Origin of the sequence: Bacteroides intestinalis, from assembly GCF_003464595.1 — a bacterium.
GTDB classification, from domain to species: Bacteria; Bacteroidota; Bacteroidia; order Bacteroidales; family Bacteroidaceae; genus Bacteroides; species Bacteroides intestinalis_A.
Genome location: NZ_QRZF01000005.1, coordinates 349,382 through 372,056, shown reverse-complemented (window position 1 = coordinate 372,056; position 22,675 = coordinate 349,382). Strand labels below are relative to the sequence as shown.

Below are 22,675 nucleotides of genomic sequence, written 5' to 3'. Positions count from 1 at the left end.
TCGTTTCGTAAAAATACCTATCTTAGCAGCAAAAATCAGAGTCAATGAATCGTATCTTTCATGCCCGCATTGCTGCGGGGCAATATCTATTTTTGCTGATAACAACGGCTATTACCATTCATGAAATGTGGATGAAACATGCCATTATGACTATTCTTTTTATGCTTCTGCTCATTATTGCTATTGAGCGTCTTATTCATACCACCTATACACTGACGACGGATGACAAGCTTATCCTCTTTTATGGTCGTTTTTCACGTTCAAAGGAAATACTCCTGAAGGACATTATTTCTGTAGAGCGTGCCTCTTCCATGAAAATAGGACGTTTCGCCGTGATGCGCTATGTGCTGGTGAAGTACGGGACGAAAGAAAAATGTGCTGTGTTGCTTCCGGTGAAGGAAGATTTGTTCATAAAAACTCTTACTAACCGTTTAAGTGAAGTGAAGAAATATTAATTCTCGATTTCCTTTTTGCAGTCTTCCGGAAAGTCGTTCGTCTAATTTCTAAAAATAAGAGAAATGATGATGAATTTGACTTGTGCTATTTTGCATGCCGACAGACAGGTGAGTGAACAACTGGAAGTGTTCATAGCCAAAATACCCTTTCTTTCTTTGTGTGGAAAGTACAGTAATCCCATTGAGGCATTGAAGGGTTATTATGACAACAAGGTACACCTTTACTTTGTAGGAATCGGGCAGGAAGAAATGGAAGGAATCAACGGAATGGAATTCAGTAAACTGCTTTCTCCGTCCACCCGTGTCATTTTTATTGCAGATACCCCCCGGTATGCCGCCGAGTGCTTCCGCTTGGATGCATTGGATTATCTGATATCTGAAATCAATTTTCCTGTCTTTTTTGAAGCGGTGAATAAGGCTTCGCGCTGGTTCAGCCTGAAAGGTGAAACAGGGATGTCGTTTACTGTCGTTCCCGAAAAGTCTCAGGCCGATACATCACAGTCCGAAATGCCTAAAGTGATTTATGTGAAGTCCGACAATCGCATTTTCCGTCTGGATATATCCAGAATATCTTATATCGAAGGGTTGGGCGATTACGTGAAGATTTATAGTAAGGATGAACCAAAGCCTGTACTGAGCCTGTGTACAATGAAATATATGGAGGAGAGATTACCTTCTGATGAATTTATACGTGTGCACCGTTCGTTTATTATTCGTAAAGATTGCATACGTATCATAGAGAGCAGTAAAATTGCTCTGGATAAAAGAAGTATCCCTATCGGAGAGGTGTACCGGAAGAAGTTGAAAAACTATATTTCTGACTATTCTGTCCTTTAGCCTGTTTCAATGTTCGTTGCCGAAATTGACTCATATGATACAGAAAGGAATAAAAGAGTGATAAGGTGGTAAAGTGATAGGGTGATAAAGTAGCTGCGCTATATATCGCAGGGATTTGTCAGAATTTATCAATAGCAATGTGGACTTTTGTAACTTTCTGATTATCAGCGTTGTTAAACCATGCCCTATTCAGTATACGACTGAACCCTATTAAGTATACGACTGAATGGCATTCACTATACGACTGAATTAGGTTCAGTATACGATTATTTTAGGAATATATATCATTTGTAAATAATATACACCGCTATCCTGTTTTTTAGTTCATAACCCGTCAGAAGAATATTATTCCCTTACCTCAATTTTGACCGTGATATTCTTTCTCCAAACGTAATATTCAAATTTACGCTAAATCGGCTTTCCTGCATCAGACTACTGCGTGAGTTGATCTGTTTCCGCCAGGTGGCACCCAATGAAAGATAGGAGTACCGGATAGGAAAACTTGCTCCTGCACTCACTTCCAGGTATTGCATCTTTCCACCTCGCAGATTTATATACGAATTACTTAAACCTATTCCACCCATTAATTCAGTGGAGCGGGGGAGGCGTGGATTGGTAATATAGGTTCCCCCGATGTTCAACTTGTGCTGGTTTTCGTATTTTATGGAAGTGTAAGATGAGGTATTACGGCTCCAATCCAGATAATTATAATCGGCGGTAGCCACCCAACGTTCGGTAGTCATTGATATTCCGGTGCCGATGTGCATCGGTAAATATTGCGTCCGGCTATGATAACTCTTATCGACACCTTCACTGGTGGAAGAATTGCTATAAGTCAGATTGTTTTCGTGGTTGACCTGGAGGGAGGGGGCAAACACAAGTCCTGCCGCCCACTTCTGACTGCCGGTGGTATTGAATTCATAATGTATTCCGAAGTCTGCATAAAAGGCACGCTTGGAAGATTCGTATTCCACAATGGCACTTTCTTGCGTTTCGCTTTGGGTTACCGTTCCCAGTATGATACCCAGATTTACGCCAACGGACAGGCGTTTGGTCAATGCAAAGGCATTAGTAAGATAACAACGGTATAATCCTCCCGATCCTTCAAATAAGGAATAGGTATAACTTTCGGGCATACCTTCCACTTCTTCTTCGGTCTGAATCATGTAGCCTACGCTGCTATAGGGCGCAGCACCTATCATGGCATACCAGCGTGGCAAGATGCGGCACCCTATGCTGAAGCGGTTGGGATTGCCCATAAAGCTGGAGCTGTGATCATTCTGAAAGGAATAACGGGCAGATGAAACCGATGCACCGACATCGAATATGAAACAGGTGCTATCCATTCGGGTGATGGCTGCCGGGTTCAGAGTATTTTGGAATCCGGTTCTGTTCAGAGCAATACCTATATTGCCCATTCCGGCATAACGTCCACCGTCACTGGTACTCAGTTCACCCACTCCATACATGGAAGTGGGCAGGTTGGTGTTGTTTTGGGCTACGACAGAGAGGCTTGCTGCACAGAAGCTGCACAGCATAAGAGGAATCCGGTGGTAATGTTTCATTTTTCGTTGTATATTTTAAATCTGATATCTAATTTACATTGTCTCTCCTGGTCGGGGTCGTTGGTGAAGATTATTTGATTGAAAGTCATTGTCATTTCATTCTCTGGTAGACTCAGGAGTAGCTTCTGCCGTTTTATGCCCCACGTACCGAAGTTGTTGCGGATAAATTCGGTTACGTCAAAGGAATAATAAGTATCCCGCCCTAACATATCGTCCACTGTCAGGTTTCCGGTCTGTACCGTAACACCATCACTGCCGTATACATAATCTTCCAATACATTGTTTTCATCTGTGATGTAAAGGCGTATATCTTTCGGTAGTTGGTTTAGCTTGTTATAACTTCCGGACAGCGGATAGAGGTAGAGTGTGGCGCTTTCTATGGAAACAATTTCTCCTGCATCCTGCAAATTGTTCAGATGGGGGAATTCTATCTGATTATAGAATCCCGTCAATCCCTGCATATATGCCCGTCTGCCCAAGCTGCCGGAGTGAATAAGGTTCTCTATTCCGCTTTCCATGGTAGCGAGAGGGGTACTGGTGCGATCGTGGCGGATACTGGTGTAGGCATAATCAGTGTTTACACTGAAGGTCAGCTCTTTTTCCGTATGTTGACTAGCCACTTCCTTATAGTGCAGGGTGATGGCCATGGATGAATCATTCACCATAAATCCGGTGACGCATTCTCCGTTGTTTTCGGCTATGAGTGCCAGTCCGGGGAACTTTTCTTTGAACTTATCCTGGCTGTCGAAATAGTCTTCTTCTGTTACGAGATCATTCAGTAACTCTTTTCCCAGTTCATCGGGCAGACGTATTTCTAACTCCTTCTTTCGTCCGGGGCTTGGCGTGAAAGTGAAAGTGAACAAAGGCATACTTTCGGTAGGCAGGATAGTACTGTTGTATAAATCTTCGTCATCGTCCAGATAGATGGCTTGTTTTAGTCGGTAAACAGATATTCGTTGCTGTGTTAAGGTATCGCCCCAGAAGTTGCCGGAAGGTGTCATCCTCAGTACTAACGAGTCGAAGCTGTAACTATAATCCTCGTTGGGGGTAAAGCTGTTTTTAGAGTATTCGGCATAGTAAGCGGCGGAGACTTCACCCCATGAGGCATCCTTATAGTGTCCCAGCTGACAAATACTGTCTCCCCTGGTCTCTATGGAGTCCATAAGAATGGTACTGATGTCCACCGTACAAGTATCTACATATACATTATAGAAAGAACTACTCACCAGACTTTGTCCTAATTCTGAATTTTCATCCTGGCAAGCACAGATGACGGCGATCATTATAATCAGACTATACAATAACTTTTTCATTGTAACTCATAATATTTCGTCGCAAAGGAAAATGAAACTTCTATATCTTCCTATTAAAATCGGCTATCGGGCAGGTTTTATCGGTAAAGGTATTTACCGGAAATTTAATGCCGTTTGTCGGTTATATTTGTTGATGAAGTACCTGTAGCCTACTTTTGCTACCAAAAATATAGTAAATCAAAATAAGTTCTGAGAAAAATGAATCGACTATTATTTGGAATGATACTGTTGGCGGTTGGATGCCTGGCTGGCAGTTGTACGGACGACGATGAATACACACAGGGTGTATGGATGAGAAGATCGGACTTGGACGGTGTAGCGCGGGGACAGGCCAGCAGTTTCACCATTGGAAATAAAGGTTATCTGTGTTGTGGCTATCGTGGGTCGAATAAGACATATCTGAAAGACCTTTGGAAATACAATATGGATGAAGATTATTGGACACAATGTGCCGATATGCCCGATGCGGCAGCGGGACGCCATAGTGCGGCTTCGTTTGCCTTGAATGACAAAGGATACATTACTACCGGTATTCAGAAGACCGAGCCCACATATCTGGCAGATACCTGGGAGTATGATCCCGCTACGAATACCTGGACGCAGAGGGATGACTTTGGCGGTGGTGTACGTCTCGGTGCATTGGCTTTCTCAATCGGAGGGTACGGTTATGTGGGTACGGGGTTCAATGATAATTATCTGAAAGATTTCTATCGCTTTAATCCTAATGCCGCTGCCGGAAAACAATGGGAAATTGTAAATGGATTCGGGGGATACAAGCGTTGGTATGGTACGGCTTTCGTTATAGATGATGTGGCTTATGTCTGCTGTGGACAGAACAATAACACGCTGGTTGATGATTTATGGAAATTTGATGGTGACAACTGGACTCAGTTGCGTGACATTGCCAATACTAATAGCGATGAAGATTATGATGATGATTATGCTATAGCGCGCTTAGGTACTGCATCTTTCGTGATAGATGGAAGAGGGTATATTGCTACCGGAACCCGTAGTGGCGTGACCAGTGATTATTGGGTGTATGATCCTGATGAGGATTTGTGGTATGGTGACTCCGATGATGATTATACGCCGCTTACGAATGTGCACAATGTAAGTTCAGGAGGTTCGTCGCGTGCCTATGCTGTATCTTTCTCTACGGGCAAGCGTGGCTTTGTGTTGACGGGGGCTTCGGGAAGCAGCTATTTTGATGATGTTTATGAACTCCTGCCCTATGAACAGGAAGATGTTGATTAGTGTTTTTGTGATTTATGAAGCTAGTGTTTATTGTGAAGATTGGTGTACTGTCCCTTGTGGCAGTATGCCTTTCTTGTTTCTTCGGCTGCACGAATGCTGCCGGAGAAAAGTTATCCTGCCGCTCTATGCAAGTAAAGGGGGGATATGGATATGTAGTGGTTTACGGGACAGATACACTGATTTATCAACCTTATATACCTGCCATAGGTGAGAAGATAACTTTTGCATCAGAGGAAGATGCTTTGAAAATAGGTAGATTGGTGTGTCGCAAGTTAGCGGAAAAGCAACCTCCTACCGTAAGCAGGGAGGAGATTGTTGAAAACTTACCGTCTATGCATCTTCCGGTGGCAGGTCGCTGACCGCATGTTGTATAGGCGAACAATCATAAGGGTATTTCTTTAGTAGTTTCCCTGTAATGATTTTCTTTGTGTCACTGCCGGGCCTTGACAAGGTCATGGTGTAACTAACTTGCAAGGCTTTATAATAAACATCAGCATAATACCTGTTTTGTTTCATACTGACCAGATCCTTTTCGAAGCTAATATCTTTTAATTCACCTCTGTACATTCCTCTGTCGGTGTATATCTGCTTCTCTTGTTCGAGAATGATCTGTCCGTCTACAATACTTCCCGGCATATCCACAAGGCGGCTTTTTCCTTCGGGATTCATCCATTCCTTGGGATATTCGCCGGTGTTGGTGCCGAAGTAATACTCAGTAAAAGCATTGTAGAAAGGATAAACGGTGGTTTTCTTTATTCCTTCTCCACTACCGGTTCTGTCTATCCAAGTAATTCCCCAAGGTTCTGTTCCGGCTTCTCTTACTCCATCAAATTCATCCAGATAGTAAGAGATGGATTCTATCTGATAGTAATTGGTGCATACCTTCTGCTGGATGAATATTTGCTCTGAGTAAAGCCCTTGTTCGGTACTCAGTTTGATAATTAATCTGCGTTCTTCTCCCGCAAAGTTGTCATTCAGGTGTATAATAAGGGATTTCGCTTTGTCGCGGGTGATGCTGCCCCAATGAAAGCGTACGGTGCCCATACCCTCCAACTTCAGGGGATATCCGTTCTCATCTGTCATGATGCCTCCGTCCGGATACATAACGGAAGCTACAATCCAGTTGGTTCTGGTCATCGGGATCTCTATGGAGTTTGCATCACCTTCAACAGTAAATTCTTCTGTAGAAGAGAAACGTTCATCATTTTCATTATCACAGGCTGTTCCGCAGAAAAGAATGACAATGGAGAATATTAGCATTTGGAGCACGTTCATTCGTTTCATGTATTTCTAGTTTCGTTAGTTTAAAATAGCTTTTGTTTATAGACGTATTTTTATTGGAAAATACTGCAAACAAAGGTATGTTTTTTTAGTAAGAAAAAGATAAGGGGTGGTACTTTTTGTAGAATATTAGTTGTACCTTGTAGGTCTTTAAATCAACAAAATACATATAAAGTATGGAAAACGAATTACAAGTAATCAGAGAGCAGGAAATAGAAGCATGCTTAATAGAACTGAGAGGACAGAAAGTTTTGCTGGACAGAGATGTGGCAATGCTGTATGGAGTAGAAACGAAGCGGGTGAATGAAGCGGTGAGGAATAATCCGGATAAATTCCCAGAAGGGTATCTCGTTCCTTTGCAAGTGTCTGAAAAACAGGAACTGGTCGAAAATTTCGACCGGTTCAAAACATTAAAGCATGCTACAATGGAGCCTAAAGCCTTCACCGAAAAAGGTCTTTATATGCTTGCCACTGTTTTGAAAAGTCCTCGTGCTACGGCTACGACTCTTGCCATTATAGAGTCTTTTGCTCATTTAAGGGAACTCTCTCGTAATTTAAATATCTTGTCAACAGAGGTCGATGAAGATAAACAGAAAACATTGACCCAACGCAGTAGCGAGTTACTTCACGAATTATTGTCTGTAGAAGAGAAGGGAGATACAACAGAAACCGAATCTTCGATAGAACTGAATTTATATGCTTTAAAGATGAAGCGTACGGTGAAAAAGATAAAGAAAGGATAATTCTTTTGTGCAGATAAGAGAGGTTTTTATTAACTTGCAGGCAGTTTACAAATAACCCTTGTATATATGGAAAAAATATTCAAATCCAAAGGTATGACTACTACTGAAAAATGGGTAATAGTATTTGTTCTTACTTTTATGTGCGGTACATACCTGTTGCTGAAAGAGGCGTCTGTCTTATGTGGATTCATTGTGGCTATTCCTTTCCTGATTAGTAATTACCAAAGGAAATATATCATTAAAGAAAATGGAGACCTTTGGGTGAAGACAGTGTTCGGTATATCTCAGAAGGCGACCGGAGTGAACTGTATCCTCTATAACCCGTCTGCCAAAGGGTGGCAATGGCGCGTCCGCCAGATGGTGGTCAGGTATCAAAATGGATTGAAGAAAGGCTTTTTCCCGATTACTCCTGCTGACCCGGAAGGACTGATAGCCGCACTTAAAGAAAAGAATCCTGGTCTTGAGTTGCAATATACCTATAAATAAATAGAAACTATGAAATACCAAGTTGCCATTATCGGTGGAGGTCCTGCGGGATATACTGCTGCCGAAGCTGCCGGGAAAGCCGGACTAAGCGTAGTGTTGTTTGAAAAGCAAAGTTTAGGTGGAGTCTGTCTGAATGAAGGCTGCATCCCTACCAAGACTTTATTGTATTCGGCAAAAACGTATGATGCTGCGCGTCATGCTTCCAAATATGCAGTCACTGTTTCCGAAGTTTCATTTGATTTGCCGAAGATAATTGCCCGTAAACAGAAAGTGGTGCGTAAACTGGTGTTGGGTGTTAAAGGTAAACTGACTGCCCACGGAGTGAATATCGTGCAGGGAGAAGCTACCATCATCAATGAGAATACTGTGCAGTGTGGCGGTGAGACTTATGAGTGTGAGAATCTGATTTTATGCACCGGTTCGGAAACATTCGTCCCTCCTATTCCCGGAGTGGATACTGTACCTTTCTGGACGCACCGCGATGCTTTAGACAATAAGGAACTTCCCGCTTCACTTGCCATTATTGGTGGTGGAGTAATCGGTATAGAGTTTGCCTCCTTCTTTAATAGCCTGGGCGTACAGGTCACTGTAATCGAAATGCTTGATGAAATCCTGGGAGGCATGGATAAAGAGCTTTCTGCTCTTCTGCGTGCGGAATATGCAAAACGTGGAATCAAGTTTATGCTTAGTACGAAGGTCGTATCTCTTGCTGAGGCTTCTTCCGAAGACGGGAAGCCACAAGTACAGGTTAATTATGAGAATGCAGAAGGCACAGGCAGCGTGCTTGCCGGGAAATTATTGATGAGTGTAGGTCGCCGTCCGGTAACGAAAGGTTTTGGGTTGGAGAATCTGGAATTAAGAAGAACGGAACGAGGGAATATCTGTACAAACGAACAGATGCAAGCCTCTGCTCCGGGAGTATATGTATGTGGTGATCTGACTGGTTATTCTTTACTGGCACATACAGCCGTCCGTGAGGCAGAAGTAGCTGTGCATACGATACTTGGCAAGAAAGACGTCATGAGTTATTGGGCAATTCCCGGCGTAGTATATACCAATCCGGAGATTGCGGGAGTAGGGCAGACGGAAGAAAGTCTGCAAATGAAAGGTGTTAATTACCGCGTTGTAAAACTTCCGATGGCTTATTCCGGTCGTTTTGTTGCTGAGAACGAAGGAGTGAACGGAGTTTGTAAACTTCTGATAGCAGATGATGAGACCATATTAGGAGCACACATACTGGGTAATCCGGCTTCTGAAATTATCACTCTGGCAGGTATGGCTATCGAACTGAAACTGACTACCGAAGCCTGGAAGAAAATAGTATTCCCGCATCCCACGGTTTCAGAGATTTTTAAAGAAGCGTTGTAACTCGATAAACATGAAAAAATATCTGTTGTCTCTTGTTCTTTCCCTCTTGTTTATTCCTGTAACCGTATGGGGACAAAACACGGCTGTTAAGGGCCTCTCTTCCCGTCTGGATACCTTGATTAAATATCAACTTCCTGTCGGCTCCAACGTTGGCATATCCATATACGACCTGACTGACGGGAAGTATTTATACACTTATCAGGCGGATAAGCTCTCTCGTCCGGCTTCTACTATGAAACTGCTGACTACTATTACCGCCCTTGCCCATCCGGATGCGGATGATCCTTTTAAAACAGAAGTATGGTATCAGGGAGTGATTGAACAAGATACGCTGAAAGGTGATTTGTATGTTGTGGGTGGATATGACCCTGAATTTGATGATGAAGCTCTGGATTCATTGGTAAATGCGGTAAGTCGTTTCCCATTCTCGGTGATATCGGGCCATGTATATGGAGATGTTTCTATGAAAGACTCCATTTATTGGGGAAGCGGTTGGGCTTGGGATGATACACCTGCCTCCTATCAACCTTATCTTTCGCCATTGATGCTGAATAAAGGTCTGGTCACTGTTACGGCTTCTCCCGGCGAAAGGGGTCACTTGGCAAGTCTCGATTGTGTTCCTGCCTCTTCTTATTATACCGTAACGAATGAAACCAAATCCCGTACTCCTGCTGCCGGGCGTTTCGGGGTTTCCCGTGATTGGCTACAGAATGGTAACAACGTAGTTGCAAAAGGAAATGTGGAAAGTAAGCGGATAGGTACGGTTAATATCTATTCCTCCCAGGATTTCTTTATGCATACCTTTCTTGAGCGTTTGCGGGCAAAAGGTATCAGTTGTCCTGACGACTATTCTTTTAATGAATTGCTGAAAGATAGTACTTCGGTACAAATGGCCTTGTTTGAAACCTCTACCCAGGATGTTGTCAATGAGATAATGAAAGAAAGTGATAATCTGAATGCGCAGGCTTTGCTTTGTCGCCTGGGTGCACAAAGCACCGGAAAGAAGAGGATTTCGGATGAAGACGGACTCTCTGCTATCCGTAAACAAGTAAAAGCTTTGGGTGAGGACGTTGGTCGCTATAATCTGGCGGATGGTTGCGGACTTTCTAATTATAACTATATTTCTCCGGACCTGCTGGTTTCTTTTTTGAAGTTTGCCTATTCCCGTACGGATGTTTTTCAGAAATTATATAAGGCTTTGCCTATTGGTGGAGTAGATGGAACATTAAAGTATCGTATGAAACGCGGAACTCCTTCTTATAAGAATGTACATGCCAAGACAGGTTCTTTTACAGCTATTAATTGTCTGGCGGGTTATTTGCGTATGGCAAACGGACATGAGGTTGCTTTTGCCATTATGAATCAAAATGTTCTTTCGGGAGCTAAGGCGCGTGCTTTCCAGGATGCGGTATGCGATGAAGTGATTAGAGGAAGATAAAGTAGGTTATTAATGTGATTAATTTGTAAGGGTTTCGACTGATATAGGAAACGACAGTATAACAAATAAGAAATACAATTAAAATGAAAGGAATGATTGATGTATTGAGGAGTGTTTGGCAAAAGCTTATGGGAAATGAATTTACTCGTTGGTTGGTCTATATAGGTATTGTTGCTTTCTTTTTTTGTATTATGTATAATGTAGGAAAAATGTTGGGCAGTTGGATTGCTGCATAATGACTTTTGTAGAAAATATAAACGGGGGCTTGCTATTTGTATGGTAGCAAGCCCCCGTTTTTTTAAAGCATTTACTTGTACTGTGCCCAGTCTACGTTTTGCATATTTCCGCTTTTGGCAAGTTCTGCATGCATAGCCAGTGCAGCACGTGCAGCTTGCGGAGTCTGAGACTTACCATCGGTTAGTTTCAGGTAATCCCAGAGGATATTCTTGTAATCCGGGTGAACGCAGTTTTCAATGATTGCCTGTGCGCGTTCTTTCGGACTCTTGCCACGCAAGTCAGCAACACCTTGTTCGGTAATGATGATGTTGACGTCATGCTCTGTGTGGTCATGGTGAGATACCATCGGAACAATAGCACTGATTTTGCCTTCCTTGGCAACGGACGGACAAGTAAAGATGGAGATATAAGCATTACGTGTGAAGTCACCACTTCCACCGATACCATTCATCATCTTCGTACCGCCGATATGCGTAGAGTTAACGTTTCCGTAGAGGTCAGCCTCGATAGCTGTGTTGATGGAGATAACTCCTAAACGGCGAACGACTTCGGGATTGTTGGAGATTTCCGACGGACGGAGTACCAGTTTATCACGGAAGAAATCCATATCGTCATAAATGCCTTGCAGGCAGTCGTTAGTTACAGTTAGTGAGCAAGCGCTACCGAATTTCACACGACCATCGCGAATCAGTCCGATTACGGAGTTCTGAATCACTTCTGTGTACATTTCGAATGCCGGAATCGTTTTATCGCGTCCCAGTGCGCCGAGCACAGCGTTGGCAATGTTACCTACACCGGATTGCAGCGGTAAGAATGTTGACGGGATAATACCACGCTTCATGTCCGCAGCCAGGAAGTCGGCTACATTCTGGCCAATCTTGTCAGTCAACGGATCGGCATCAGCAAAGCCGCGTGCTTCATCCGGCCAGTTGGTTTCTACTATACCTACAATTTTTTTCGGGTCTACCTGAATATACGGCTGACCGATGCGATCGCTCGGTTTGTAGATAGGAATTTCGCGGCGGTAAGGCGGATCAAGCGGTTCGTATACATCGTGCAGACCCATAGCACTCTTGCTGTGAGCAGCATTCAGTTCCACGATGATCTGGTCGGCAAGGCGGCAAACTGTAGGAGCGATACCACCGGCTGCAGTCAGGTAGATTTTACCATCGGGAGTCACTTCACAAGCTTCGATGATGGCAATGTTCACTTTGCCCATGAAACCGTAACGAACTTCCTGTGCCATCTGTGACAAGTGGATGTCGTTATAAGCGATTTCTCCGCTGTTCACAGCTTTACGGAAATCAGAATTAGTTGTGTAAGGAGCACGGTAGCGGATAGCTTTGGCACGTGAAAGTACGCCGTCGCAGGAGTCACCTGTAGAAGCACCGGTAAAGATGCCTATCTGAAAGGGATTTCCTTTTGCATGTTCTGCTTCTGCTATTTTTGCTAATTCAGCCGTAACGGCTTTGGCTGTTCCTGCGGGAGTAAATCCGCTCAAGCCGATGTTGTAGCCATGTTTAATCAGGCTTGCAGCTTCCGCTGCCGAGATGTAATTAAATGCCATAATGTATTTAGTTATTTTTTCTGTGTGAAAATTCGTAAGTTACCGGAAGAATTACTCTCAACTCTTCATTTTCAACTCTTAACTCTCCGTTTGTTAATACTTTCGTTGTAGTATTTCCGACCAGATAATAGCTTTTCGTGCCTCTTCTGCCGAATGGATCGCATATTCGGAGTCAGTTTCGGGCTTTTGCTGTATGGATGGAGGAGGAGAAGTCTTCTGTTTCGGCGGAGCCGTGACAGGTTTGGGGGATGTATTTGCAGAATCTCCTCCAAAAATATGTTTTGAAGCAGAGAATTGGTATTCTTCTTTTGCTGTAGCAACAGGCTTCGGTTCTGGTTGGGGACCTTCGGGGATATATCCGCCATAAGTCTCTCCCCAGCCTTCGGGAATGGGCAATGCGTCATCGTCAAAATCCGTATCCGGCATGGGCATAGCGGGGTTGCTGTCAGCGTTCTTTTTTGCTTCTTTCTTGAATTGCTTGACAATTCCAATAACGATTATGCCTGCGATTAACAGAAACTGTAATATGCCATCCATACTCATTTAAGTTTTTCACCGCCAAAGGTAACTAAATTATCTGAATTACAGCCTATTTTTGGACATGAAAAAAGGGCAGCTTCACAGCTCCCCTTATTTTTTTTAACCTAAACCTTAACTATGAAAAAATCTAATGTTTCTTTCATTACGCAAATTTGTGAAATAAATCGCTTTACGCCAAACATCTACCTCGAAAATGTTTAGTCTCTTAACATTAATTATCAGAAACGCCTCATTTTCTAACTATTGAGTGTTATTTTTCCTCATTTCATCTGTAAATTAGTGTCGAAGGCGTATCTTTGCAGTCGAAATAAAAAAAGAAATTATGGAAAATGTAACGGGAGCAGACTTTAAATCTGCAACTGCTGATGACAACAAGAAGTTGTTCATCGAAACCTATGGCTGTCAGATGAATGTGGCAGACAGTGAAGTAATTGCCTCTGTGATGCAGATGGTGGGATACTCAACGGCAGATACGTTGGAAGAAGCGGATGCGGTGTTTATGAACACTTGTTCCATCCGTGACAATGCTGAACAGAAAATCCTGAATCGTTTGGAATTTTTCTATTCGCTCAAGAAGAAGAAACGCAATCTGATAGTGGGGGTATTGGGGTGCATGGCCGAGCGGGTAAAGGATGATTTGATAACGAATCATCACGTCGACTTGGTGGTAGGGCCTGATGCTTATCTCACTCTTCCTGATTTGGTTGCAGCTGTGGAGGCAGGCGAGAAAGCTATCAATGTGGAGCTTTCTACTACCGAAACTTATCGGGATGTGATCCCTTCGCGCATTTGTGGAAACCACATTTCAGGTTTTGTGTCCATTATGCGTGGATGTAATAACTTCTGTACGTATTGTATCGTTCCCTATACCCGTGGGCGGGAGCGTAGTCGTGATGTGGAAAGCATCCTTAACGAAGTATCCGACCTCGTGGCTAAAGGTTATAAGGAAGTCACCCTATTGGGGCAAAACGTAAATTCCTACCGTTTTGAGAAACCGGATGGAGAGGTTGTATCTTTCCCTATGTTGCTCCGTACTGTAGCCGAGGCTGCGCCGGGAGTGCGTGTCCGTTTCACTACTTCGCACCCTAAAGATATGAGTGACGAAACGCTGGAAGTCATTGCACAAGTTCCCAATGTATGCAAGCATATCCACCTGCCGGTGCAGAGTGGAAGTTCCCGTATCTTAAAGCTGATGAATCGCAAGTATACCCGCGAGTGGTATTTGGACCGCGTAGATGCTATTCACCGTATCATCCCTGATTGTGGCTTGTCCACAGATATATTTTCCGGTTTCCATTCCGAAACGGAGGAAGATCACCAGCTTTCCCTTTCCCTGATGGAAGTATGTGGTTACGATTCGGCTTTCATGTTTAAATATTCCGAGCGTCCGGGTACGTACGCTTCCAAGCATTTGCCGGATGATGTGCCCGAAGAAGTGAAGATACGCCGGTTGAATGAGATTATTGCTTTGCAGAATCGTCTTTCTGCCGAGTCTAATGCCCGTTGCATCGGCAAGACTTATGAAGTCTTGGTAGAAGGAATTTCCAAACGTTCCCGCGAACAGCTTGTAGGACGTACGGAGCAAAATCGGGTGGTAGTATTCGACCGTGGTACACACCGTATTGGTGATTTTGTAACGGTAAAGATTACCGAAGCCAGTTCCGCGACGCTGAAGGGAGAAGAGGTGAAGTAATTACTTTGAATATATTTGCTTGATATATAATCTTTTCACTCGTGTCCTGAAAAGCTCGGGTGTACGAGTGAAAAGAAAATTTCCCTATTGCTGTTTAGTATAAAAATCCAAATAACCAGAGGGGTATTCGTTTTCCTGTTCCATATTCTACATCATCTATTGCCAGATAACTGTCGGGCAGGTCTTTTATTTGTTCAAAGGTCTTTGTTTTGCCTCCCACTTCAAATGTATAAGTATCGTCTATCCGAAAATCTCCTTGTCCCGAGAAGGCTATTTCGTGGCGTGATTTCAATTGATTGGCAAAAAAAGTCTCCCGGACGTTTCCAATATCGGAAGCTGCAGAGAGCGCATACATCAGATTGGTATTTTCCAAATATACCTTTTCCGGTTTGGCTAGTTGTTGCATATTGCTCTTACCGGAATAGAGCATGATGAGCAATGCAGCCCGTTCCAATATCTGAAACATACGTGCTACCGACTGGCGGGTCGTTTCTATGCTTTCTCCTACCTTAGTCATATTGGGAGTGAACGGGACCATTTGTGAAACAATCACCAGCAGCCGTTTCATTTTCCTGATAGAAACATATTCCACTTTTTCTACTGCCGGTAAGTCGTTTTCAAGGATTGTAGTGATAACCTGCTGTAAACGGAGCGGATAGGAAGCCGGTGCTTCTTTATAAAAAGGATAATAGCCATGCCGCAGATACTCTTCGAACAGTGGAATTATGGTAACTTTTGACACGATGTTGGCACTGATGTCTATATGCCCTTTCAGTATATCTTCCAGTGTCAGGGATGGGAAATTTCCTTTGTCTTCAAATTTAATGAATTCCCTGAATGAAAGTCCTTGTAGTGTATAGAATATGCATCTGCGAGACAGATCTGCTATGGAAAAATCTATTTGTAACAAGGATGATCCTGTGAAGATGATATGTAATTCAGGATAGCGGTCGTATATATTTTTCAATTCTTGTATCCAATTATTGTATGGATAGCGATGCACTTCATCAACAAACAAATGCGTTCCACCATGAAGGATGTGGTATTCTGCTAAATCTATAAGTCGGTGTTCGGTAAACCATAAATCATCCAGAGAGATATAGATGGCTTGTTCGCTTTTTGAAAATACTTTTTTGATGCGTTGTAACATTAAAGTTGTTTTTCCTACGCCACGTGCACCTTTTACACAAATCATTCGTGATGACCAATCTATGGTGTCATATAGGTAGCGGATATGAGACAAACTAACTGAATTGACCAAACGTGATGAATTGATATAAATGTCTGTTATTTCCATAATGATACAATTTTGTAGAAGCAAAGGTAGAAAATGTTTTTTATAAAACACGTTTTATTCAGAAAAACGTGTTTTATAGATAACACTTTCATTGAAAATGTAGCTTTCGTAACTTATTTTTCAATAAAAGAGGGAAGCTGCCGGAGAATTTATCCCCGTTCAACTTCCCTTCTCTTTTTCAGTTCCGGTTCAGTTCCGGCTACTTGCCGTCAGTTTATCCCAACGGATCGTCTTCTATGCCTCCATCGCCTGAGCCACCACCTTCGGAACCTCCATTTGCCGGAGTGTCCTGCAGGCATACGCTGTTAGAGACATTTGTAACATCTTCATTGCAAAAACCGAGGTAAACGGCCAGTGCATCGTCGTTCCAGTTGGCGGGGAGTTTCAGCTCTGCTTTGGCATCGGCGCGTGTGGCTGCCGCTATGTCGTAAACGGCCATCTCTCTATCCTTGTTGTATGCCAGTAGCATAGCTGCGTCTTTGGTGGTTGCATCCCCCATTCCGCTATTGTCTGTCCAGACGAAGGCGGCTTTACTGTCGCTTACTGTTACTGTAGCATCCAATGCGGGCATCAGACTGCCGCGTGTCACCAGAGCTTTGTTGTAATCAATCGATACATTTTCTCCATCATTCTTCGTTGCATGTTTCAGAATATATGATACAGCTGCATTGAATGTCGATTGCTGTCTGGAATACTCTTTATACCCAAAACGAATGAAAGGTGTCATAGTCTTTACGAAATTGATAGTTGTTGCAAATTTAGATCGTTGATTCTGCTGCTTTTCTGTGCGTGGATTACTGATGCTTACTGCCAATGCTCTCATGTAGTGTATTGACTTCCATGTGCTTCCTACTACTGTTCCTACTTTTCCTGAGAATCCTCCGAGGATTCCTTGCTTAATTGTTCCCATAATTTTTCTTTTTTGTGTTTTAAATAATTAATTTTTTTGTGTTTTAAATAATTAATTTTTCTGTGTGAACTTGCTAAAAGACTTCTGCAGCAATCTTCGTCGTGTTGTTCAGTATGCAACGGTGTTTTGTTTTCGTTGCGTTGGCAAAGGTATGGGAAAATTTCTTTTGTGGCATTCTGTTTTGGGTATAAGCGTTCATGAATTTCTTTTTAAATTTATAATCTATTTATAATTAAATTGTTATCTTTACTATTTGTGATTTTTAAGATGACCTTTATTTGACATGATTATAGTGCTGAAGTTGAAGGATATTTACTAGGGAATAGAAATGATATGGTTTAGTATTTATCCGATTTTGGTCTATTTCTCTTCTGGGCCGTACCAACTCCGTGGCATCTCCGTATCTATACGAGGATTTGAGCACTGGACTTGGTATGGAGTTGGTATGGACTTGATACGGAGTTGGTACGGGGAGGGTTAATATTGGTAATTTTATCGTCTATGACTTTTCTATTTGTCGGTGTAGGATACGAAAAGTATCGTTACGGTAAAATACTTTTGAGGTTCAAATGAAACGGAGTTGAGAGACTAATGATTGAATAGAAGGGAGACAACATTGGTAAGATAAAGCTATCTGTCAATTGTTAGAGTAAAGTGAAGTTCGGATAGTGGGTAAATATCAGTTTAACCGGAAGATTGCTTAGCCCATTGCGCTGTTTATGGGAGAAATATTTGTGATTTTTTCTCTTTTCATTCCTTTCTTTAAAATTTTACATTAATTTTGTATCATTGAAGGTAAACTCTGTAGGGAGGATGCTCTTCGATGACATGATTATATAAATGTGATAATTATTATTTCTAGATAGTGAAAATCTGGTAAATTTTCTTTCGAATACAGGAATAATAAGTATAGTACATGTTTACACCCTTGTTAAAGCATAGGGCGTGGACTGTTTTTTACTTATTTGTATTCGGGTTTACCAGAGCCTCACTATTTGATAAGTATGAACAGCGTCACGCCTTTTTTTATTTTTTCGGAGAAGACTATGAAAAAAAGTTTGTTGTTGCTGTCACATTTTTAATGTTTCGTTCAATAGTTATGTAGACGGATAAGATTTACCGGATGGAAAAAAGTAAATAAGAGTAAGAGTGGTATAAAAGCTGGCCTTTTTTCTTTTTAGTGTGATCTGGTAAATTTCTGGTTAGGAATACAAGAAAAACGGCTCGTTTTATACCACTTTATTCAGAACAGAACAATTAAAAAAGATAGGGATTATGAGGAACAAACAAACACTTCTCACCGTTGCTTTGACAGTCTTTGCCATTGCATTATTAACTTCTTGTGGCAGTTCCAAAAAGGCTTCTTCGGTAACTTACACACGGGCGGACGAACTAAATGAAAAGTTACAGCAACTGGAGCAATCAGGTTGGCAGATTCATGGAAGTACGCGCACGCTACGCGGGAAACTCAGTGAACATTATGCAAAGATGGATGCAAATCCGGATCTTTATGAGGTAATCGGTACATCTACCGGTTGTCGTTCGGTGACTGTTTGCCGGGCGGCAGCTCTCAACGCGGCAAGTGTGGAAATGGCTGCTAAAATGGGACAAGACCTGAGAGGAAAAGCTATGCGGGATATGGGTGTGGATGAAGGAGCGGAGATGCCTGCGGAGTATAACCGCTTTCAGGAGGCTTGCATCAGCAAGTTTCAGGGGGCTATCAAAGGGGAGTTGGAAGAGAGTTTCGCCTTGATTCGTAAAGGAATGGATGGGCTTAATAGTTATGAAATTTACTATCTGGTGGATAAGCAGTCGGCACGAAAGAAACGCTCACAGGCTATCAAGGATGCGTTGGAAGCGTCGAACCTACGTAATGATTATGCCAAATCCGTAGAAAAGTTTATTGATAGTGAGATGGAATAAACAACGATGGGACTTATGAAAATGATTTCTTTTAAAGGGGGCTGTCGCATCCTCTTTATTACGCTTATTGTAGTGGGAGCTTGTGCTCCCTTGCGTGTTTGTGCGCAGAGAGTGCTGGAACGTTCTGAGAAACTCCGTCCGGCATGGTTGGCAAATAAAACTTCGAAGCCTGGCAATGCTACTTTTCATTACCAAATAACGGAAGGAGAGCACCACAACTTACAGGATGCAAGGCACAGTTGCTTACTGAATCTCTCTACTTATATTAAAAGGACACATCGCATCAGCGAACAAGCAGTCGCCCAGATTGGTTTCGAGCAGGAAAACGGGAAATCATCCGAGAGTGAAAATTATCAATTCTCTTATGATATACAGGGTGAGCGGGTGACGGTGGTTTCTTGTAAATATGATGAATACTGGGAATATGTGGTTTATCCGAATGGCGAGCGGGTTTATCGTTGCTATACTCTTTATGGGGTTGCTGATAAAGCGAATCCGGACTTTGATCGTCTGTCGTTTAGCCGGAAGTATGGAATGAGGGGATTTGCGCGGTCGCTGATTGTGCCCGGTTGGGGGCAGCTTTATAAAGGGAATACAGTGAAAGGAGCTTGCATATTGGGAGGAGAGGTTGCCTTGGTAACCGGTATTGTGATAGCGGAAAACCTGCGCAGTTCGTATGTGAAGAAGATGCGTGAGCAACCCCAGCATTTGAAGACTTATAATACCAAAGCTGATAATTGGGAGAATGTCCGCAATGTGTGTATTGGTGGGGCAGCGGCTTTGTATGTCTACAATTTGATTGATGCTCTGGTGGCTAATGGCCGTAAGAGGAGTACCACACACAAGGCTGTTAGCTTGGCGGTCTATCCGTCGGCAGGAGATTGTAATGGGATGTCTCTGGCATTCCGGTTTTAATCGATCAATCTTATCTTATAATTCAAATGAATCTTGTAACTCAAATAAAAATAAATACGAAAATGAAAAAATTGAAGAATATTTTCTCTTTTCTGATACTGATTATCACATTATGTGGCTGTGCAAAGGATGAAGTGGAAACAAGAGGAACTATTTATGGTATTGTGAATGATGCAGATAATGGCGAGCCGGTACAGGACGGTCATATAGCTCTTAATCCCGGTGGAAAGACTGCAAATACCGGTAGTGACGGACGCTATGAGTTTCTGGATTTGGAGCCGGGGCAATATACTATTCAGATATCTAAGCCGGGATATAAGACAAATACGAAGCGCATCAATGTGGTTGCCGGTGAGCAAGCGTCAGGAGATATGGTTTTAAGTCGTGGTGAATCCAGAATCAAGTTGAGTGCCCGTTCGTTGAATTTCACAGGACAGAGCACATCGAAGACGTTTACTATTGAGAATATCGGTACATCCGGTTCGGCATCCTGGTCGGTTTCCGTATTGGATCCATGGTTGAGCGTCACTCCTGTCAGTGGCACTACTGCTTCGGGCAAAGGCAGTGTAGTGGTGGTTAACATCAATCGCAGCAAGATAACGAAAGATGTCACTACCAATCTGATAGTAGAAGCTGATGGAGAATCTATTCCTGTCGAGGTATCTGTGACGACGAATGACGGAGGTGGTGAAAGCGGTGAAGGTAAAGGCGGCAGTTGTGGGAATATCACTTCTTGTGATTCTAAAGTGAATATTTCATTCCTGCAATGCATAAAGAACGGCAATGCTGTAGAGTTCGAGTTTACCGTGACCAACAGTGGGGACGATTGGCAAGTTTGGTTTAATGTAGAAAAATCTACTTGCGTCGATGATAAAGGAAATTCGTATCAGGGAACTTATATGCCATTCTATGTAGGTGACAATAAAGTTACCAATGGAAACGCAGTTACTTTCTTGAAAAATACATCTGCTAAGTGTAAGATTGTTGTGCAGAACGTGAAAGATGCGGCAGCTTATTTGAAGCGATTCGATCTTCAGATATCCAGTACTTCTCCGTGGAAGCCTCAACTCAAGCAGATTACCTTTGAGGATATTAAGTGATAAAATGATAAAAATTATACATTATGAAAAAACAAATTCTTTTTTTAGTAGGGCTGTTGTCTTTGATGCCCTTGGTTCTAATGGGACAAAATTCTACAGCAGGTTCTGGTAAATTAACCCCCGAACAGATGACTGGATCGAGGGCTAAAGGTTTATATGGCAATATCAGGACTGTGACTGATGGTGATGGAATGACTATGACATTTAATAAACAGGGAAATATCACCAGTAAGAAATGGAAAGATGGTAGTGAAAATGTTTACTCCTATACAAATCAATCTCAATACTCGATAGATGGACATGGTTCTTATAAGATAACTTTTGCCGAGAATAAACGTCTTGAAACAGATATCCAAGAACCGGAATGTCCTGAACATTATATCTTCGACAATCAAGGAAGATTAATAGAATCTAAGTATATGATGTGGCCGGCAATGGCTACAGAGAAATATACTTATGTGGGCTCAGAGCAGCTGCCAAGCAAAATGACTCTTGGGCATTATGACGAAATGGGAACTTATCTTTTTACCTATATTTATGAATACATTGATGTTGATACTCATGGTAATTGGACTAAACGCAAAGCGGCCGCAAGCCTGAAAACTACAGAGTACGTTGAAAATGGCAGTGATAAGGTAAGTACCGAAAGGAAGACTTTATATGAAACACGCACCATCACTTATTATCCCGAAACAGCTAATGCTTCAGCCTCCTCAACTCCTGCTGCAACAGGGCCAAGCCGGTATCCTGCATTTGTCGGCGGTCAGACGGCTATGAAGAAATTCTTTGCTGACAATGCCAATCCCAGAAAACCTGCTATAGCCACCGCCGGATATGGAGAAGTCATTGTAGAATTTACTGTCACAGAAAACGGAGAGATATTAAATGCGAAATTAAAAGGTAGAGTTTCAGTAAGTATGGATGAGGAGGCTTTGCGGCTTGTGAATATGATGCCCAAATGGAATTCCGGTCTTATAAACGGACAACCTACTAGAATGAATGTACAGGTGGGACTTCGCTTCTTCCCGAAGCAGGAATTTCGTTATATAAAAACAATACTTCATTAACTCTCGAGATATTATGAAAAAAAACATATCGCTGGCAGCTCTTATAGAGATGAGCGGTTCGCTATTATTATTGTTGTGCATGCTCTTGCCTTGGTTTCAGTTTTCTCTTAATGAGAGTGTTGAATCGTTTTCTTTTTGGGGTAGAACTGGCTTTGTTAATTGGGCGGATCGGTATTTGTGTGACTATTGGCTTGGTTACAGCAATTTCGGTTATTTATTATATCTTTTTCCGATAATGTGTGTGGCAAATATAATAATGCAATACTTTTTCCGACTTCCGTGGTTTTCTTTTTATGCGGGTGTTCTTTCGGCTTTTGCGGTACTTCTTGCATATCATTATCGTTTGGATGATATGCTTTATTTTGTACGGCTTTATGCACGTCTCGGAAATGTTAGCAGTGCTCATCTCGGTATAGGTGCAATATTGACTGCTGTTATTAGTATGTTGATGATGATAAGTGCTTGGACACATCTTGGGTGGTATTATAAAAGATACCGAATATATATTATTATTGTTGTGGTTTACTGTATAGTTGGCTGTGCCGGGTTACACTTTAGTTGGGCTTCATCAGGATTGCTTTTGGGGGTGTTCTTGTTGGGAGCTGTTCATGTTCCATTTTTAGTTTATGGGCTGCTTGTTATATTATGTTCATGGTTTGTTAGCCATAGAAGAATGAATTAATCTT

Annotated in this window: 22 protein-coding genes; 15 read left to right on the top strand and 7 right to left on the bottom strand. The window is 42.4% G+C overall.

The annotated features are described in order from the left end of the window. Positions 1-44 precede the first annotated feature (44 nt). Both DWW10_RS09870 and DWW10_RS09865 read left to right on the top strand, forming a co-directional pair. Positions 45-455: a PH domain-containing protein gene (locus DWW10_RS09870; RefSeq protein WP_022393165.1), complete on the top strand. Its 411-nt coding sequence runs from the start codon at positions 45-47 to the stop codon at positions 453-455. A 63-nt stretch (positions 456-518) separates the two neighbouring features. Next, positions 519-1,292, top strand: a complete 774-nt coding sequence (locus tag DWW10_RS09865; RefSeq protein WP_118420763.1) for a LytR/AlgR family response regulator transcription factor — start codon at positions 519-521, stop codon at positions 1,290-1,292. Positions 1,293-1,645: 353 nt separating this feature from the next. Here DWW10_RS09865 and bamG read toward each other — a convergent pair whose 3' ends face one another. Together bamG and DWW10_RS09855 are read right to left on the bottom strand one after the other, a co-directional pair. Beyond that, positions 1,646-2,857, bottom strand: a complete 1,212-nt coding sequence (gene bamG, locus DWW10_RS09860) for a BamG family beta-barrel-assembly machinery protein (RefSeq protein WP_022393163.1) — start codon at positions 2,855-2,857, stop codon at positions 1,646-1,648. Continuing rightward, on the bottom strand, positions 2,854-4,170 hold the full coding sequence (locus tag DWW10_RS09855; protein ID WP_022393162.1) for a DUF4270 family protein: 1,317 nt from the start codon (positions 4,168-4,170) through the stop codon (positions 2,854-2,856). The genes bamG and DWW10_RS09855 overlap by 4 nt, the downstream gene beginning before the upstream one ends. 198 nt (positions 4,171-4,368) lie before the next feature. On the opposite strand from DWW10_RS09855, the gene DWW10_RS09850 reads away from it, so the two are divergent. Both DWW10_RS09850 and DWW10_RS09845 read left to right on the top strand, forming a co-directional pair. Continuing rightward, on the top strand, positions 4,369-5,424 hold the full coding sequence (locus DWW10_RS09850) for a Kelch repeat-containing protein (protein ID WP_022393161.1): 1,056 nt from the start codon (positions 4,369-4,371) through the stop codon (positions 5,422-5,424). 14 nt (positions 5,425-5,438) lie between these two features. Next, positions 5,439-5,783, top strand: a complete 345-nt coding sequence (locus DWW10_RS09845) for a DUF4907 domain-containing protein (protein ID WP_022393160.1) — start codon at positions 5,439-5,441, stop codon at positions 5,781-5,783. On the opposite strand, the gene DWW10_RS09840 is transcribed toward DWW10_RS09845, so the two are convergent. After that, on the bottom strand, positions 5,755-6,708 hold the full coding sequence (locus tag DWW10_RS09840; protein ID WP_022393159.1) for a hypothetical protein: 954 nt from the start codon (positions 6,706-6,708) through the stop codon (positions 5,755-5,757). The two genes, DWW10_RS09845 and DWW10_RS09840, sit on opposite strands and share 29 nt — an antisense overlap. 173 nt (positions 6,709-6,881) lie before the next feature. On the opposite strand from DWW10_RS09840, the gene DWW10_RS09835 reads away from it, so the two are divergent. The 5 genes from DWW10_RS09835 (at position 6,882) to DWW10_RS26025 (ending at position 10,976) form a co-directional block, all read left to right on the top strand. Next, positions 6,882-7,448, top strand: a complete 567-nt coding sequence (locus DWW10_RS09835; RefSeq protein ID WP_022393158.1) for an ORF6N domain-containing protein — start codon at positions 6,882-6,884, stop codon at positions 7,446-7,448. A 66-nt stretch (positions 7,449-7,514) separates the two neighbouring features. After that, positions 7,515-7,934 carry a hypothetical protein gene (locus tag DWW10_RS09830; RefSeq protein ID WP_022393157.1) on the top strand — a complete coding sequence of 140 codons (420 nt, stop codon included), beginning with the start codon at positions 7,515-7,517 and terminating at the stop codon, positions 7,932-7,934. Positions 7,935-7,943: 9 nt separating this feature from the next. Beyond that, complete coding sequence (gene lpdA, locus DWW10_RS09825; protein WP_022393156.1) at positions 7,944-9,302, top strand: dihydrolipoyl dehydrogenase; 1,359 nt, start codon at positions 7,944-7,946, stop codon at positions 9,300-9,302. Between the two features lie 10 nt (positions 9,303-9,312). Then, positions 9,313-10,740: a D-alanyl-D-alanine carboxypeptidase/D-alanyl-D-alanine endopeptidase gene (dacB, locus tag DWW10_RS09820; RefSeq protein ID WP_022393155.1), complete on the top strand. Its 1,428-nt coding sequence runs from the start codon at positions 9,313-9,315 to the stop codon at positions 10,738-10,740. Positions 10,741-10,823: 83 nt separating this feature from the next. Continuing rightward, entirely contained in the window at positions 10,824-10,976 is a 153-nt protein-coding gene (locus DWW10_RS26025) for a hypothetical protein (RefSeq protein ID WP_022393154.1), read from the top strand. 71 nt (positions 10,977-11,047) lie between these two features. Here the strand turns inward: DWW10_RS26025 and DWW10_RS09815 are convergent, their stop codons facing one another. After that, the gene (locus tag DWW10_RS09815; protein WP_022393153.1) at positions 11,048-12,544 is read right to left on the bottom strand and encodes a butyryl-CoA:acetate CoA transferase; all 1,497 of its coding nucleotides are present in this window, start codon (positions 12,542-12,544) and stop codon (positions 11,048-11,050) included. 93 nt (positions 12,545-12,637) lie between these two features. Next, positions 12,638-13,081 (bottom strand): hypothetical protein, encoded by a 444-nt coding sequence (locus DWW10_RS09810; protein WP_022393152.1) that lies wholly within the window; start codon positions 13,079-13,081, stop codon positions 12,638-12,640. 325 nt (positions 13,082-13,406) lie between these two features. Between DWW10_RS09810 and miaB the strand changes: the two genes are divergently transcribed. Further along, positions 13,407-14,777, top strand: a complete 1,371-nt coding sequence (gene miaB, locus DWW10_RS09805) for a tRNA (N6-isopentenyl adenosine(37)-C2)-methylthiotransferase MiaB (RefSeq protein ID WP_022393151.1) — start codon at positions 13,407-13,409, stop codon at positions 14,775-14,777. A 94-nt stretch (positions 14,778-14,871) separates the two neighbouring features. Here miaB and DWW10_RS09800 read toward each other — a convergent pair whose 3' ends face one another. Together DWW10_RS09800 and DWW10_RS09795 are read right to left on the bottom strand one after the other, a co-directional pair. After that, positions 14,872-16,074, bottom strand: a complete 1,203-nt coding sequence (locus DWW10_RS09800) for an ATP-binding protein (RefSeq protein ID WP_022393150.1) — start codon at positions 16,072-16,074, stop codon at positions 14,872-14,874. A 214-nt stretch (positions 16,075-16,288) separates the two neighbouring features. Then, complete coding sequence (locus DWW10_RS09795) at positions 16,289-16,984, bottom strand: DUF6266 family protein (protein ID WP_022393149.1); 696 nt, start codon at positions 16,982-16,984, stop codon at positions 16,289-16,291. A 1,275-nt stretch (positions 16,985-18,259) separates the two neighbouring features. On the opposite strand from DWW10_RS09795, the gene DWW10_RS09785 reads away from it, so the two are divergent. From DWW10_RS09785 to DWW10_RS09765, 5 genes are all read left to right on the top strand, one after another. Further along, positions 18,260-18,907, top strand: a complete 648-nt coding sequence (locus DWW10_RS09785; protein ID WP_022393146.1) for a hypothetical protein — start codon at positions 18,260-18,262, stop codon at positions 18,905-18,907. A 15-nt stretch (positions 18,908-18,922) separates the two neighbouring features. Further along, complete coding sequence (locus DWW10_RS09780) at positions 18,923-19,822, top strand: DUF5683 domain-containing protein (RefSeq protein WP_147350467.1); 900 nt, start codon at positions 18,923-18,925, stop codon at positions 19,820-19,822. Between the two features lie 62 nt (positions 19,823-19,884). After that, positions 19,885-20,922 (top strand): carboxypeptidase regulatory-like domain-containing protein, encoded by a 1,038-nt coding sequence (locus DWW10_RS09775; RefSeq protein ID WP_022393144.1) that lies wholly within the window; start codon positions 19,885-19,887, stop codon positions 20,920-20,922. Between the two features lie 23 nt (positions 20,923-20,945). Then, entirely contained in the window at positions 20,946-21,989 is a 1,044-nt protein-coding gene (locus DWW10_RS09770; RefSeq protein ID WP_022393143.1) for an energy transducer TonB, read from the top strand. A gap of 13 nt (positions 21,990-22,002) precedes the next feature. After that, on the top strand, positions 22,003-22,671 hold the full coding sequence (locus tag DWW10_RS09765; RefSeq protein ID WP_022393142.1) for a hypothetical protein: 669 nt from the start codon (positions 22,003-22,005) through the stop codon (positions 22,669-22,671). The last annotated feature ends 4 nt before the right edge of the window (positions 22,672-22,675 follow it).